Source organism: Paenibacillus thiaminolyticus (genome assembly GCF_007066085.1).
Lineage (GTDB): Bacteria > Bacillota > Bacilli > Paenibacillales > Paenibacillaceae > Paenibacillus_B > Paenibacillus_B thiaminolyticus.
Map to the genome: position 1 here is coordinate 3,708,106 of NZ_CP041405.1, position 14,425 is coordinate 3,722,530.

The following is a 14,425-nucleotide window of genomic DNA, read 5'->3' on the forward strand; positions in this document are numbered from 1 at the left end:
AGGAGAGAATCGCCTTGAGCCGTTCGAGAGCAGGAAGGGTGGAAAATCAAGTTTATTCGAACCGGGTCGTACGATCCGAGTTCGATAAAAACTGGAGGACGGTCATTTCCAGAAGCGGTTACGTCATCTACATTGCAAAATCAAATAACGCCAAGATCGACGTGCTGCTATCCGATGGTTCCAGCAAGCTCCTGATATTTAACAGAGGCGGAAGAGTGCTGGTTGGCGGTGGCGGAGTCAGCCATTACAGCAAGCCGCACCGGGCCATCTCGAAATAACCAACCTTATAGAAAGCCCTCTTGCCAGAGGGCTTTCGCCGCGATCCTGCTGTTGACTACAAGCGCCATCGATTATAATGAAAGAGGAGCAGTCCATCTTCTGCCCGGAACTGGGAATCAGAGAATCCAAGCCATAGACAACAGAGGAGAAGACAGATATGACAGAAACACCAGATTGGAAAAACGGAGCTCGCGGGCATCAATTTGTCGCTTCCTTCAGCGGCGGCAAGGACAGTACGTTAGCACTATATAAATCGATGCAGGTTGGTGAAGCCGTCGGCCTTATCGTCATGCTGGAGGAAGAAGGGCAGCGCTCCCGCTCCCATGGCATGCCGCCCGAGCTGGTCCAAGCCCAAGCGGAATCGATCGGCTTGCCTGTATATACAGCCGCCACGAGTTGGGCGGATTATGAGAAGAACTTTATGATCCTGCTGGCCAAGGCGAAAAGCGAAGGCGCAGAAGTGTTGGTCACCGGCGACCTGGATGTGCCCGCGCATGGCTGCTGGCATGACAGAGTGACGCGAATTGCCGGGTTACAGTTGGGAATGCCCCTCTGGGAAATGGATCATCTGGAAGCGGTCCGGCAGTTCATCGATCTCGGCTTCGTCACGATGCTGGTGACCGTGAATTTGTCGTTAGGCATGCGGGAGGACGACCTGGGCCGAGTGCTGACCCACGAGTATGTAGGGGAGCTTCTCGCCCGCGGCATCGATCCTTGCGGAGAAGGCGGCGAGTTCCATACGACCGTCATCGACGGGCCAATATTCAGACAGCCCATCCCCGTTCGTAAAGGCGAGATGGCAAGAAGCGGAGAATATGCGTTTTTGCCTTTGGAGCTGGACAAGCCTTGAGACAGAGGTGCAGGCAAGGCAAGCGGTCGCCCCTTAGAACCTGCCGCGAGACAGCCGCTTATTCATGGTTGGGTTTAATGCGTGATGCGTAAGCTGGTATTATTTGAGGCGATGGAAGCCGCCATACCATTCATCGGCCCTTTAGTGAACTCATGAGTAATACTCGTTAATTCAGCCTTTCATTTTTCTCTTGAAAAGAACCACCGCAACGATAAAAATAACGGCAGCATACCCCATGACCCACAGAATGTGAGGAATCATGGCCGTATAACCCCCGCTCAACGCTAACTTCGCCACGTCGACGGCATGAGCAAACGGAAGGGCATAACATACCGCTTTAAATGTGCCGCCTATCATATCCAGAGGAAATAAGGTCCCGCTGAGCCAGAGCGCTCCATTGGTGAGTATGGCGCCTGCGCCATTCATCTGGTTGCTCGACAGAACGCTTCCCAGCAGCAAGCCAATGCTGATAAAGAGCAAGGCCACGGGAATAAGCGCCAGGATAGCGACTAGAATATTGATGTTGAAGGATAAGCCTACAATCATGGCGGTAGCGAAGCAGACGGCGCATTGGAACATGGCAAACGGTAACAGCGGATATGAATATCCCATAATATAGTCGAATCCGGTTAAAGGGGAAGCGAACAATCGAATCAAATAAGAGCTGCTTCTGTCGCCTGCAATGAGCATTCCGGAAAACAAAGCAATAAACGTTAAACCAAAAACCGCCATACCCGGCGCGATATTTTCAATGGCAAAGATGTCGGGCATTTCCGGAATACTTTGCTTCATGAAGGACAGAAGCAGAATCAGCACGACAGGAAATCCGATGCCGAAAACCAGGCTTAACGGGTCTCTTGCAATCTCCTTGCGATTACGGGCTGCAAACGGTATAAAACTCATCTCATGGCCTCCTCATCCGCAAACTTGAGAAAAGCATCTTCAAATGTTGCTGTTCCCGTTACGCTCATAATTTCCCTGGCCGTACCGACAATCCGCATTTTTCCTTGCGTCATGATCCCGATTCTGTCGGCTAGGGCTTCCGCCTCTTCCAGGTAATGGGTGGTCAAAATAATGGTGATTTTGCCTTTCAATTCACGGATGGTGTTCCACAAATCTCTCCTGGCATGAACATCCAGTCCAAGTGTAGGCTCGTCAAGGAACAAAATCTGCGGATTCGTAATGAGCGCCATCGCAATGCTCAACTTGCGCTGCATTCCGCCTGATAAGGACTTCGCCTTGTCCTTGGCCCGATCGGTTAAGCGAAAAGCCGCAAGCATTGCATCCGTTTTTTTCGCTGCTTCCCGCGCGTTATCCCCATAAATTCTGGCGATGACCTCCAGATTTTCTTTTATCGATAATTTGGAGGCCACCGCCGTTTCCTGCGGAGACACATTGATAATTTGTTTGACGGCATTCGAATTGGTGACCAGACTGTTCCCCATCATCAGGGCATCTCCGCTTGTAGGCTCGAGCAGACAGGATAACATTTTGATCGTTGTCGTTTTCCCGGCGCCGTTGGTCCCAAGCAGCGCAAAAAATTCACCTTGTCGGATTGTCAGATTCAGCGAATCAACTGCTGTCCGTTCTTTAAACTTTTTCGTCAGGCAGGTTATTTCGATTCCGTTCATTCACCTCCCTCCTTCTCCTGCGCGCCGAAAATTTTATTGGCTAACTCCGTAAACATATCGCCCTTCATAATGGCTATGCCTTGCTCCTCATCACCAAGAAGAAGCAGGGTATCGCCGGGTTCGATGCCAAAGATATCCCGCGCTTCCTTCGGAATGACAATTTGCCCTTTCTCACCGACTTTTGCTGTCCAAGCATGTTTGCCTTTCGGTCCTTTCATAGTTCAATTCCTCCAATATAAAATAGTTAGTCAAGTAAGTTTAGTTATACTTAGTATAACAAATCATACCTCTGTAAAAACGGAAAGTCAATCAGACTTTGCAAAAAGCGCCGCCGTTTACGCAATCATGCGGGTGAGCGTTAGTGTATACGGGATAGGGTAGCGTTCTTCCACTTCTGACGCGGCACATGATCCAGCGCCGGGTAACTCGGACGAAAGTCAATGCCGTGAAAACGGTCTTGATACAGTTAGGCTCATCTGTCGCGGGAGACACCCAGGCTTCCCGCCGGATAAGTTCCTTCAGCATCCTCTCACCCAGCAATGTATAGATTTGTGTCGATTTCGTCTCCGGAATCCGAGGGACAGATGGCAAGGCATTGGCAGCGCACTCCTTCCTTAATTGGTATGGTCAAAACGGTCTTAAAGTGGTATGTTGATACCAATCTAGCATGATACGATAGACCATGCCGCCAGAATGAGGATGAAGCGGAGGGGGGCGATACAGCCTATAGATGTCGCCGAGGGCATTGCCGCGCTGGAAGAAGCGGCGGCCGAAATACCGGAGCACGTTATTCTGCGGTACGGAACGCTCTATGGCCCGGACACCTGGTATGACAAGACGGGAGCGATCGCAAAAAAAGTTCTGGACAGGCAGTTGGCTGCCACCGACGGGGTCTCCTCCTTCCTGCATGTCGAAGATGCAGCCCATGCTGCCCTGTTGGCACTGGATTGGCCTGCGGGCCCAGTTAATATTGTGGATGACGAACCTGCGGCAGGAACGCAGTGGCTGCCTGTATATGCGGAGATGCTGCAAGCCCCTGCGCCGCAGTACGAGCCGGGAAGCAACCGGGGCGAACGCGGCACATCGAATGCAAAGGCACGGAGTGAGTACGGCTGAACCCCGCTGTACCCAACATGGCGAACCGGATTCAAGCAGAGCCTAGAATAACTAGAGTCTAGTCACATAAGAACCCGCACAGGCATTACCCTTAAGGCGGGTTCTTTCTTCTTCTTGTAAGCTCCTCTATCCCCGCTTCCTCTTTGATATGAGCCTTTTAAACAGCGGTCTTGTACGCTCGATTCGCTGGGGCCAGTCATGAACCGTCCCTGTCCTGCTGCTGGCCGGGGATTTCAAGGCTGGTTGCTCGCGCGATAAGATTTGATAACGTAGGAGGTAATAACGATCTGATGATCAAAAAATTGTTCAAGTGGCTGGCCTGGATCGTGCTCACGCCCGTTGCTGCGCTCGCCATTTTTCTCATCTATATGACAGCGGTTGATTATAAGCCCCCTGCTCAAGTAGAACTTCTAACCAATAATACCACCACCTCTACGCTGAAGCAGGGTCAGCCGTTCACCGTCACGACATTCAATCTCGGCTACGCAGGCCTCGACCAAGGGCAGGACTTCTTCATGGACGGCGGAACGGGATCCCGCTCCAGCAGCAAGGAACAAACGGAAGCCAACCTGCGGGCTATTGCCGATTTTCTACAGGGTAGCCGCTCCGATTTGTATATCCTGCAGGAAGTAGACGTTAATTCTTCACGCAGCCATCATATTAACGAGGTTCAGATGATTAGCGACAGCCTGCCGCGATATAGCAGCACGTTTGCCTATAACTATAAGGTGGCTTGGGTGCCCGTGCCGCTTACCCATCCGATGGGTGCGGTGCAGAGCGGATTGCTGACGTTATCCACATTCTCCAGCGCCTCTCATATCCGCTTCGATCTGCCGGGCAAAGAGAGCTGGCCTGTGCAGCTGTTTGAACTGGATCGCGCATTTATCGAGAGCCGCTTCCCTGTCGATAACGGCAGAGAACTCATATTGATTAACCTGCATTTATCGGCCTTCGACAAGGGCGGCACCATCCGCAAACAACAGCTTGATTTTCTGGAGAACTATATTCAGCAAGAAATGAAGAAGGACAACTATCTCATCATCGGCGGCGATTGGAACCACTCCTTGCCGGGAACCGACCACAGCCGCTTTCCCTCGCAGCAGGAATGGCCGCAGTGGCTGCAGCCCTTCCCCGATACCTTCGCTCCGGCTGGGTTTCAATGGGCGGTAGACCCGAGCACGCCTTCCGTCCGCACGCTGGACAGCGCGTATCGGCCAGGGGTTACCTTCCTCGCGGTCATCGACGGCTTCCTCGTCTCTCCGAATGTCGCAATCGTCGATGTGACCGGACACGATCTGAACTTCGAGCACAGCGATCATAACCCGGTGACCGGGAGATTTGTTTTGAAATAAACCTGACGAAAAAGAATGCCAGCGTTTCTGATGTTCGGAGACGCTGGCTTTTTTGCGGTTCCGATAGGCATTGGTGGAACAAGAACAACTTGGACAATTTAAATAGTGGCTTCCGCTTCTATTTTGCCAGCTTAATTTCCGGATGTTCTTTTGCTTCAAGTTTAATTGGACCTTCAAGCTTCCAGGACAAGATGCGTTTCCGCCGGAACGGGAATCAGCCGCCTGCCGGAAATGATGCAAAAATACAAGAATTCTACAGGGGCCGATCATTTGAAAAAGGAATCCTGCAAAAATGCAGGAATTTCACTCGGTTTCGCCTGAATATGTCGTCGTTTGAGGAAATTGATGTAGGTGTGCAGCAATTTCGTGCAATTTTCGCTGACTTAGCTTAAAATGCTGCACTTTTGCAGGAACTGGAGACTGGCGCTTTGCGCTGTGCTGCCGCCTTGGCAACGTTATGCCGTTGCCCTGTTTACCGCCGCTTCTTGGCGTTATGCTGCGCTAGCGCGGTCAGTCTGCGGCCAGTCGAGAGTGTTTACGGTGCTGTTTCGCTTCCCTTTGGGCCCGTTTATGCCGTGCATTCGCTCGGCAGCAATATTTTAGCCCGCCCCGAGCCGCTGAATACGGTCCTTCAAGAACTGCGCGAGTACCATGGGTAAAAAGAAAGGCCACCGCTTATACTTCCAAGAGCAGTGGCCCTCATAACTGCCGAAAAACAAAAAAACCGCATACCCGCGGTTTCATTGTTCGGCATTATATTCTTACCGTATGAGCCATAATGCCTTTGGCCTGCAGCGCAGCTTCCGTTTCCGGATTGGCCGGGCGGTAGCCTTTCTCCATCATCTCTCTAATGTACATCTGATTGTAAATGAATGAAAAAATAATACCCGGAATCCATGCTCCTAAACCAAGGGTAAAGAAACCAATAAAACAAGAACTAATGAACATAATAGCAGCCCATTTGAGATCACCGCGGAATAACGCAGGAAAAAATCCGAAAAAGAAAGTTGTCCAACTAAAGCCAAGTTTCACATTCTTGATAGCGCCTTGCGCATTCACTAACTGTACATGCATCGAGTATCTCCCCCACTGATGAAATATCTGACAATCGACACAATTATAGCCGCGAGCGCAAAATTTGTCGAGGAATTATTTACCTATCCACAAAATTATTCATGTTCTTATATTCTTCAACAGAGATTGGAACCGCTCCTTGCCGGGAATCGGTCATACCCGCTTTCCCACGCCGGAGAAGCCATGATCTGGCTTCTCCTGCATAGAGGAAAACCGAGGCCAACAAATCTATAGACCCGCCCAGACATCTTTCGCATACCTCCCGGATGTCTGCAGATTCTCCAACCATTTATCCGCTTCTTGTTCTTTACCCCCGTGGATAACCAGATATGCCTTCTTTAATTCGTGCTCTACATCTGGGGCCATTTTACTGCCGTCTCCACATACGTAAAGCCGCCCTTCGCCGTCGAGAATGCGAAGGATTTCGGACGCATTATTCGCCATCAGGTGCTGCACATAGGTTTTGGGCACGCCTTCCTTGCGAGAAAAAGCGGTATGGAGCGTAACCACTCCGTCCCTGTCATATTGTTCAAGCTCTTCACGGTAAAGAAAATCCGCTTCGTTCCTGCATCCAAAGTAAAGATGGGCTTCGCCCAGTGCTTGTCCTTCCCGCTTCATCGCAGCACGAGCTTGCAGAAACCCGCGGAATGGGGCTACCCCCGTCCCCGGCCCTACCATGATAATCGGTGTCTGTGGATCTTCGGGGAGTTGGAATCCAGAATCCGGTGTCCGGACGAACATGACAATATCGTCTCCCGGCCTGCGCTCTGCCAAGTAATTGGAGGCCACGCCAAGATATTCGCCTCGTCCGCTCCAGGCCTGGCCCCGGACGACACCAACCGTAATACTGGCATGTGCATGGTTCATCCGTGGGGAACTGGATATCGAATAATATCTCGGTTTAAGCGGAGGCAGGAGCTCCACGAACTTCTCGAACGGGATCTCGCACGCTTCATATTTTTCAACGAGATCCAGCATTGTAACCCGCTTTTTCAAGATTTGCTCCTCGTAGGTTCCCTCCTCTAACAAAGCTTCCACTTCACGCTTATGAGGAGGACACACCGTGAAAGCGGCCACTTCGCGTATTTGGGCCCGAGTTGCGGCTTCCTGTACCTCTACGCTTTGACTAAGCAGGTCAAGAAGAGAGATTGGCCGATCTAAAGGCAGATGGGTTGCACTGACTCCACTCGCTGTCAAAATCACTTGATCTTTTTCACGCAAACTAAACCGCCACAGAATGCGAGCAATATGATCTTTGCTGTTGCTCGGAAACACTCCAAGGTGATCGCCCTCCTGATAAGTCATCCCTTCCGGCAATTCAATCTCGATATGTCGTGTGCTTCGTTCGCTGCCAGGTTGCTGCAGTTCACGATTAGCCGCGATGGTCGAGTGAACCGCTTCGTATGATTGGGCGAGAGGAGTCTCTGTCAAGCCACTGACAAACTGAATGCTTAGTGTGCTCCGTTCTTTTTCCGCATTTTCATTCAATTTTAAATCAAAAGTCTTTATCGCATCGGCCCACATTTGACTTTTCCATGCTTCCAGCTGCTTTTCAAAGTCTCCGCTCGCATCGGCCTCCCCACGAGGGGAAAATCTCGTCGCTCCTTTCTCGGCAAGCTGTTCGTCAATAAGTCGGGGTACCGCCTGATACGTAGCCGCCCAATTGTGGTCCCCGCAACCAAATACGGCATAGTGAACACCGTGAAGCTCACCCGGTTCGACCTGTTCCAACCATTGCACAAACTGTTTTGCATTGTTGGGCGGTTTCCCGTTATACGAAGAGGTTATGATGATCAGAGCACCTTCCTGCGGCAAGTTGCCTAACCGCTCATTAAGGGTTGCCGCTTCGCTTCGGATCCCGTGTAATCGGGCAAGATCCGCCAGTTCCTTTGCAATGCGCTCTGCTGTTCCCATATCTGAACCGTAAAGAACGAGCAAGGGCCGATTATTGACTCCGATGATAGAAGCTGTCTCTCTTTTATTCTCCAGGACAGGAGCACCGCCAAGAGTGTCTACCGGTGGGAAGGGATACGGATTGATGAGTTTTTTATCCCTTACTTGCACACGGATCTTGAAGTCGGCTGGCTTCAGCGTCAAGGTTTGCTTTACTTTCAACTGATAGTTCAAATGATCCATCAGTTCAAATTGCTGAAGGATCAAGCCGAGAACTAAAGTCGCTTCGTGAAGCGCAAATTGCATCCCGATGCAGGCCCGTTGCCCATTCCCAAACGGTTTATAGGCATGGTTGGGAACTTTGGCCGGGTCTTCAAACCGCTCCGGCCGGAAGAGTTCCGCATCCTCCCCCCATGCTCCCTTATCCCGGTGAAGCTTGGGTATAATAATGGAAACGGCCTCCCCCTTTTGGATAGGATATTTCCCTCCAATCACGGTGTCCTCCTTGGCGAAAAGACTAAATTGGGGCGCGGTCGGCCATAAACGTAAAGATTCATTTAGAATCATTCGTACATATTTCAGCTTCAGAACCTGCTCATATGTAGGCAACGGGCCGGTTAATACTTCATCCACTTCCCTGTACGCCTTTTCCAGAACTTCCGGGTGCTTCAATAAAAAGTAAATCGCAAACGACAGCAACCCGCTTGTCGTTTCATGCCCCGCGATCAGGAACGTGATAATTTGGTATCGAATATTTTGATCATCCAGTTGTTGTCCAGTCTCGGGATCCTTGGCGGTCAGCATTCTGGCTAGTAAATCCGTTCCTCCCTGATCCCCGCTTGCTTTGCGCTCAGCGATGATTTTGTCGACTAAGGAAAACATCGACTGAATATCCCGCTCGTACTGACGTTTGCTGATTAGCATCAGCTTGTTCTGAATCGGCAGCCTGCTGCCATAATGCATAGCCTCATCCAGAGCTCGAACCATACTGACGATAAAAGGATTTGGGGTTTCTCTGTAGTAACTATTGAAACGATAGTCAAATCCGCATAAGCCAATGGTGTCTAGCGTGAGCCGCGTCATATCGTCCGCAACGTCAATACTTTCGTCCGGATTCAAGCGTGCCCATTTTTGCACAAGCTGCAAAGCGATGTCCAGCATCCTATCATGATAGCCCTTCATGGCTTGCAGGCTGAAGGAAGGCATCAGGATGTTGTGCGCTTTTGGCCAATTGGGTTCATCCGTCAGACTGGTGAACAGTCCGTCTCCCGCAAAATCACGTACTTTGAGCAAATGACCTATCGCTTTGTCAAAACGGGACTGATCACATACTTCGGCGACGAATTCAGGACCGGAGACGATAATTACGGATCTTCCCATTAACTCGAATCTAAAAATAGGGCCGTACTCATCAGCAAGTTTGCCGAAAGACAACGTCGGTGAATCCTTATCAATCAAGGGCAAATTCCCGAGAACGCCATAGGTTTTGGGCTGCGGTATCGGCATTAGCTCTTCCATATAGAAAACTCCTCTGCAATGACGTTAACCAATGTAACGGCAAGCTCTTTCGAATACCGTTAGCGAAGAAAATCGGAATTGGTGAGTTCCTCCCCACTAATCTCCCCAATACGGATGAATTAAATTATCGAATCGGGAAGATCAGCCTCCTGAACATCCCGCGGCGGTATAGGCTTAGTCATCCGGCATTACTTATCGAATACTACGCGAGGGAGTTTAACATACCCAAGCATGAAGCTGTGAACCATGTGAGACGGCTCAGCTATAATTTCCCTTCAAATACTTAACCCAAAGACCGTGTAATTCCGATTCGCTAACTCCAAATATACGTTTATAATCTTCCGGATGCCTAACAAAATCATTTAATTTTTCGTAACCGTACTCGAGAATCAAAAATTCTACAATGGTATAGGAATACGGGTATCCGTGCCTATATACGAATGCAGGTCCGTCTATCTCATCGAAGCTAGGGATTTGACCGCTGGAAATCAAGGGCGGGAGTACTTTGAGGGCATCAAGATCGGTCTGTCCGAAATAATTGGCAAGCCCTTCTTCCAACCACGTAGGCCTTGTACTGTCAATATGCGATAGTATGACGTGTATAAATTCGTGAACGCTCGAATTATACATAGCGGGCCGGTTTTTAGGGGACAGAATAAATAAAGTGTCTTCATTAAAAACACCAAGTGACCAAAAATTCGAAAATTGTCCGAGCGAATAAATGAAATGAATTTGGCTCGGAAATACGATAACCTTCGTTTTCGTCGTTGGCTCCACTTGAAGTGCTTCTGTTACACGTCCATAGTTCTGTTCAAGCCTATTCGCAAGCTGTTCAGCCTCTGCGTAATCCGCTTTAGAGTTGTAAACCATGAAATGCTCTGTTTCAAACTGTTTCTGATAAAAACTTGATAGTAATGAGGATAGATTCACATAAATAAAGCTGGAGGCAATCAGCATCATAACGGGAAGAGCTGCCAGCTTCCATATCTTTTGTGGAAATAGAGGAGCCCCCTTCGTTTTTTTAATTAGCCGATAAGATGCATACACGACAAGGGGTGTCCATAATGCACCGAATAGGGTCATGGCTTTATTGAACTCCCCAATCCAGAAAAATATAAAATAAGATGCTGTAGTCAACAGACAGGTGACACTGCCCGCCAAGCTTGAGCCACTGGATTTCCAGACCCACAACGTAAGCAGACCCGGTATTACTAAATTGGTGATAACCAAATCAATAACCAACATTCAATTGCCCCCGTTTGTAATGGACACTGCTAGCATCTACTCCATCACGACAATGTCGCTCCTATTTTTGAGGCCCTTGCCAGGCCGCTTGCCGACAATGCCCCCTTGATTTAAGTCAATGAACCATCATAACTCTCGGACTACAATCAAATCAATACAGAGTACTAGGAGGTTAATTGATGGTTACTTCAACAATACAACGAACGGATCAGCGAAAGACTGCTCTGGCGGCGGGCATATCGCTTATCATCATGACACTTGCTTCCTTTTTTGCGTATGGATTTGTCCATGCAAGCCTTGTGATACAAGGAGATGCCAGCGCCACATTTCATAACATCATGTCATCAAGTATGCTTTTCAAAGCCGAAATCTTCGGTTGGGTCATCATCCTGATTTGTGACATCGTGGTCGCCTGGGCTTTCTATATTTTCCTGGAGCCCATTCATAAAAGCCTGTCATTGCTCGGCGCGTGCTTCCGGCTTACCTATACGGCTATATTGGGAATCGCCATATTGAATTTAATATTCGTGTTGCTGCTCTCCAACAGTGCAGATTATTTATCGATATCCAACCAACTTCAAGCGCAGGCCATGCTGTATTTAAGAGCTTTTGACTCCATATGGTCGATTGGTTTAATCATTTTTGGCGGGCATTTGCTGATTGTGGGCTATGTGGCCTTGAAATCATGCGGTATACCCAAAATCATTAGTATCTTAATGCTCCTTGCTGGTGCAGGCTACATTCTCATTCACCTATGTAACGTCTTTCTCCCACAATACGATGGGATCAAAACAGTACTCACCTTTGTATTTACCGTGCCCATGATTGCAGGCGAATTGGGCTTTGGGTTATGGATGCTGATCAAAGGCGGGAAAGTCTCAATAACGGCCTGACATTCGCTTACTTATCGTCTTGGTGGACTCGCTTCTTGATTCTGCTCAAAGACTCCGGGGTGATTCCGAGATAACTTGCCAACTGATGTTGGGGCACGCGGTCGATTAAATGCGGTCGTTGCCGTAATAGTGACTTGAAGCGTTCTTCCGGTGTAGAGGCGATAAACGCAGCATATTCATCTTGGACTTGACCGAACTTTTCCTCGATCATCATGCGCGTCATCGATTCCAATTGACCGTATTTGTTATACATGTCCTTTTCAACAGCCAGGTCACCCACGACCAATACCGAGTCTTCAAGACAGGTAAGAGTGTACTCGAATGACTTATCTTGTTTATGCGAATTGAAAATCGAGATGGCTTGCTCTTCGGTGTAGAAATTGGATGTGACCTCTTTTCCCGCTTCATTAATCGAATACTGCCGTACGCATCCCTTCAACACGAAATAACATGTTGTGGGAACATCTCCTTGTCTAAGGAGAACTGTTCCTTTTTTATATTCTTCAACCACGATATCTTCAACGATAGCCCGTTGCTCTTCTTCGTTAAGGGATGTAAATCTAGTCATGTACTTGAACAATATTTCTTTCATGTTTTCTTTCCCTTTCATTTCGCAGATAAAGTCTTCATCTATTCTCCACTTTAGCACGATTTAGAATGCAGTTCACCGTCATTTTTATTATGAATAATACTTGGAAAGAACGAGAATAATTCAAATTAAGCATCCAGCAAAACCCTTTACAACTATAAAAATTAATGAAGATATACAATGTAACTTTAAAAAAATCAAAAAAAATCATTTCAATACAGTCCAATTTCAATTAAACTATAACTGTCTTCATGAGCTCTCAAAAATCAATAAAGACTTAGTCTTCCCCTCCATACAGCAAGCATCGAAAAGAGGAAAGGAAACAGAGAGGGTTGAACAGCTTTCCTTTTTGATACTCGAAAGCCAAATAAGAGACGAACTAGAGAAATTCACATCATCCTACAATCAGTTTCATATACTTACATACGGACTTGATGAGGCATACCAGATATCTGAAATCATACACTATTTGCCTAATCCAAATGATAACATCGCTTACTTCGTTGAGGATCTTTCCGACTTTATCTCCGGAGCTGAGTTAACTGAAGAGGATCGCGATGTAGTGGCACCTGAAATGAACGATGATGTTATGGATCCAGCCGCGTTTGATATCGGGATATATGAGGATGAACAGCAAAATTCATAACTTAACAGAATTGTGTTGGTAAACAAGGAGGGAATAGGCATGTTCATTGGTAAAAATCTAGCCAATTTACGGATCATGCATGGATATTCGCGAAAGCAGCTCTCCGAAATGTTAGGTGTTACAGAACAAGCCGTCTGGCAGTACGAGAACGCTTATACATCTCCGAAAATGCAGATCGTGAACGAGTTAAAACGAATTTTTAGCGTAAAAAGCAAATACTTTTATACGGAAGACATGCTTGCACGGTACATAACGCCTGATAATGTCGACGTAATGAACATCGCATATCGTTCAAAACTGTTGAATGTCATTTCGAAGACGCAGGCAGAAGCGAAGCATGTCGAATATTTAGATACTTTTGTCAACTATGTAACGGCCAAAGTCAGCCTTCCTACCCTAAAAATCATTAGGTTAAGGGACGAGGTTATTGAGTATTTAAATCATACAGAGGACGACAGATCTACTCAAATATATCATGTCGCTCATTTAGCGCGAAAAAGACTCGACTTATCGAATTCTAATAATGATGATCTCATGTTCCTGATCGAAAAGAGCGGAGTGTTCGTTTTTGAGAAGGCAATTGGCGAGGAGATTGATGCTTATAGCCTCTGGACCCAAAACGATCGCCCCTATATCATTCTAGGTAATATGAAACGCTCGGCTGTTCGGAGGAACTTCAATATCGCACATGAACTGGGTCATCTGTTGCTTCATTATCGCCTTGAGTTCGCGAACTTAGACCGGAAAGAGCACAAAATGATTGAGAATGAAGCGGATATATTTGCCGGAGCATTATTACTGCCGGAAGACGACTTCGCACTTGACATGAGGGATGTTTCCCATATCACAAATCCAGATGATTACTTAGATTTGAAAAAGAAATGGAAAACTTCGTTGCAAGTGTTGGGATATAGGGCAGCTAATCTTGGGATCATCGAGCCAAAAGATCATCGGAACTTTTACGCGGCAATGCACCGGAAAGGTTATTTAAAAATTGAACCGCTTGATGATGTCATTCCGATCCAGAAACCAATGAAAATCAAAACAATCATTGACTTTGTTTCCAAAAAGGGGCTCGTAGACATTGGTCAAATGATTGAGGACGATTGGAAAGTGGAAGTATCCTTCTTTCATCATATGACAGGAATTGATCCAAGCTTTTTTAATAAGTACATGACGAGAAACTTAGATTTCGGATTCCAGAATGTTATTAAAATACCTGAGCTGTGAATGAGCAGCATCCCCTTCAAGCCGTCACTCCAAAGAGCCTCAAGATATCATGAGGAAGCGAGTGAGCTTGAAGGGGATATTTTTATGGGATGAATAGTAATCAAGACGA

13 protein-coding genes and 2 pseudogenes are annotated in these 14,425 nt (G+C 47.7%); 8 read left to right on the top strand and 7 right to left on the bottom strand.

Annotated elements, in window-relative coordinates; all coding sequences use genetic code 11:
* The first annotated feature begins 14 nt into the window (after positions 1 to 14).
* Together FLT43_RS16455 and FLT43_RS16460 are read left to right on the top strand one after the other, a co-directional pair.
* A complete protein-coding gene (locus FLT43_RS16455) occupies positions 15 to 278 on the top strand; it encodes a hypothetical protein (protein WP_174818182.1) in 264 nt (87 codons plus the stop codon).
* Positions 279 to 436: 158 nt separating this feature from the next.
* Positions 437 to 1,129 carry a Dph6-related ATP pyrophosphatase gene (locus FLT43_RS16460; protein WP_087440336.1) on the top strand — a complete coding sequence of 231 codons (693 nt, stop codon included), beginning with the start codon at positions 437 to 439 and terminating at the stop codon, positions 1,127 to 1,129.
* A 171-nt stretch (positions 1,130 to 1,300) separates the two neighbouring features.
* Here FLT43_RS16460 and FLT43_RS16465 read toward each other — a convergent pair whose 3' ends face one another.
* Genes FLT43_RS16465 through FLT43_RS16475 form a run of 3 tightly spaced genes read right to left on the bottom strand, consistent with a single transcriptional unit; the run spans position 1,301 to position 2,978 of the window.
* Positions 1,301 to 2,032: an ABC transporter permease gene (locus FLT43_RS16465; RefSeq protein ID WP_087440335.1), complete on the bottom strand. Its 732-nt coding sequence runs from the start codon at positions 2,030 to 2,032 to the stop codon at positions 1,301 to 1,303.
* Positions 2,029 to 2,760, bottom strand: a complete 732-nt coding sequence (locus tag FLT43_RS16470; RefSeq protein WP_087440334.1) for an ABC transporter ATP-binding protein — start codon at positions 2,758 to 2,760, stop codon at positions 2,029 to 2,031. The genes FLT43_RS16465 and FLT43_RS16470 overlap by 4 nt, the downstream gene beginning before the upstream one ends.
* Positions 2,757 to 2,978: an AbrB/MazE/SpoVT family DNA-binding domain-containing protein gene (locus FLT43_RS16475; RefSeq protein WP_087440333.1), complete on the bottom strand. Its 222-nt coding sequence runs from the start codon at positions 2,976 to 2,978 to the stop codon at positions 2,757 to 2,759. The genes FLT43_RS16470 and FLT43_RS16475 overlap by 4 nt, the downstream gene beginning before the upstream one ends.
* Before the next feature lie 523 nt (positions 2,979 to 3,501).
* On the opposite strand from FLT43_RS16475, the pseudogene FLT43_RS16480 reads away from it, so the two are divergent.
* The 3 genes and pseudogenes from FLT43_RS16480 to FLT43_RS16490 all read left to right on the top strand — a co-directional run.
* Positions 3,502 to 3,876, top strand: a pseudogene (locus tag FLT43_RS16480) (Rossmann-fold NAD(P)-binding domain-containing protein); the annotation flags it as partial.
* A 290-nt stretch (positions 3,877 to 4,166) separates the two neighbouring features.
* On the top strand, positions 4,167 to 5,228 hold the full coding sequence (locus FLT43_RS16485) for an endonuclease/exonuclease/phosphatase family protein (RefSeq protein ID WP_087440331.1): 1,062 nt from the start codon (positions 4,167 to 4,169) through the stop codon (positions 5,226 to 5,228).
* 89 nt (positions 5,229 to 5,317) lie between these two features.
* On the top strand, positions 5,318 to 5,620 hold the full coding sequence (locus FLT43_RS16490) for a hypothetical protein (protein ID WP_127510921.1): 303 nt from the start codon (positions 5,318 to 5,320) through the stop codon (positions 5,618 to 5,620).
* 361 nt (positions 5,621 to 5,981) lie between these two features.
* On the opposite strand, the gene FLT43_RS16495 is transcribed toward FLT43_RS16490, so the two are convergent.
* The 3 genes from FLT43_RS16495 to FLT43_RS16505 form a co-directional block, all read right to left on the bottom strand.
* Positions 5,982 to 6,302, bottom strand: coding sequence for a hypothetical protein (locus FLT43_RS16495; protein WP_087440330.1), 321 nt, complete (start codon positions 6,300 to 6,302; stop codon positions 5,982 to 5,984).
* A 228-nt stretch (positions 6,303 to 6,530) separates the two neighbouring features.
* Positions 6,531 to 9,713 carry a bifunctional cytochrome P450/NADPH--P450 reductase gene (locus FLT43_RS16500; RefSeq protein ID WP_087440329.1) on the bottom strand — a complete coding sequence of 1,061 codons (3,183 nt, stop codon included), beginning with the start codon at positions 9,711 to 9,713 and terminating at the stop codon, positions 6,531 to 6,533.
* A gap of 258 nt (positions 9,714 to 9,971) precedes the next feature.
* Complete coding sequence (locus FLT43_RS16505) at positions 9,972 to 10,958, bottom strand: gluzincin family metallopeptidase (protein WP_115057798.1); 987 nt, start codon at positions 10,956 to 10,958, stop codon at positions 9,972 to 9,974.
* 179 nt (positions 10,959 to 11,137) lie between these two features.
* Between FLT43_RS16505 and FLT43_RS16510 the strand changes: the two genes are divergently transcribed.
* The gene (locus FLT43_RS16510) at positions 11,138 to 11,851 is read left to right on the top strand and encodes a DUF4386 domain-containing protein (protein ID WP_087440328.1); all 714 of its coding nucleotides are present in this window, start codon (positions 11,138 to 11,140) and stop codon (positions 11,849 to 11,851) included.
* Positions 11,852 to 11,858: 7 nt separating this feature from the next.
* Here FLT43_RS16510 and FLT43_RS16515 read toward each other — a convergent pair whose 3' ends face one another.
* Positions 11,859 to 12,443, bottom strand: coding sequence for a Crp/Fnr family transcriptional regulator (locus tag FLT43_RS16515; protein ID WP_087440327.1), 585 nt, complete (start codon positions 12,441 to 12,443; stop codon positions 11,859 to 11,861).
* A gap of 244 nt (positions 12,444 to 12,687) precedes the next feature.
* Between FLT43_RS16515 and FLT43_RS16520 the strand changes: the two are divergent.
* A pseudogene (locus tag FLT43_RS16520) lies at positions 12,688 to 13,086 on the top strand (spr1630 family ClpXP-sensitive toxin); the annotation flags it as partial.
* A 39-nt stretch (positions 13,087 to 13,125) separates the two neighbouring features.
* Positions 13,126 to 14,316, top strand: a complete 1,191-nt coding sequence (locus tag FLT43_RS16525; RefSeq protein WP_087440326.1) for a spr1629 family repressor/antitoxin — start codon at positions 13,126 to 13,128, stop codon at positions 14,314 to 14,316.
* Positions 14,317 to 14,425: the final 109 nt, after the last annotated feature.

What these genes read in the sequence shown, in the direction of transcription:
- FLT43_RS16460 (WP_087440336.1), top strand. Translation starts at nt 437, where the DNA reads ATGACAGAAACACCAGATTGGAAAAACGGAGCTCGCGGGCATCAATTT.
- FLT43_RS16465 (WP_087440335.1), bottom strand. Translation starts at nt 2,032, where the DNA reads ATGAGTTTTATACCGTTTGCAGCCCGTAATCGCAAGGAGATTGCAAGA.
- FLT43_RS16470 (WP_087440334.1), bottom strand. Translation starts at nt 2,760, where the DNA reads ATGAACGGAATCGAAATAACCTGCCTGACGAAAAAGTTTAAAGAACGG.
- FLT43_RS16475 (WP_087440333.1), bottom strand. Translation starts at nt 2,978, where the DNA reads ATGAAAGGACCGAAAGGCAAACATGCTTGGACAGCAAAAGTCGGTGAG.
- FLT43_RS16485 (WP_087440331.1), top strand. Translation starts at nt 4,167, where the DNA reads ATGATCAAAAAATTGTTCAAGTGGCTGGCCTGGATCGTGCTCACGCCC.
- FLT43_RS16495 (WP_087440330.1), bottom strand. Translation starts at nt 6,302, where the DNA reads ATGCATGTACAGTTAGTGAATGCGCAAGGCGCTATCAAGAATGTGAAA.
- FLT43_RS16500 (WP_087440329.1), bottom strand. Translation starts at nt 9,713, where the DNA reads ATGGAAGAGCTAATGCCGATACCGCAGCCCAAAACCTATGGCGTTCTC.
- FLT43_RS16505 (WP_115057798.1), bottom strand. Translation starts at nt 10,958, where the DNA reads ATGTTGGTTATTGATTTGGTTATCACCAATTTAGTAATACCGGGTCTG.
- FLT43_RS16510 (WP_087440328.1), top strand. Translation starts at nt 11,138, where the DNA reads ATGGTTACTTCAACAATACAACGAACGGATCAGCGAAAGACTGCTCTG.
- FLT43_RS16515 (WP_087440327.1), bottom strand. Translation starts at nt 12,443, where the DNA reads ATGAAAGAAATATTGTTCAAGTACATGACTAGATTTACATCCCTTAAC.
- FLT43_RS16525 (WP_087440326.1), top strand. Translation starts at nt 13,126, where the DNA reads ATGTTCATTGGTAAAAATCTAGCCAATTTACGGATCATGCATGGATAT.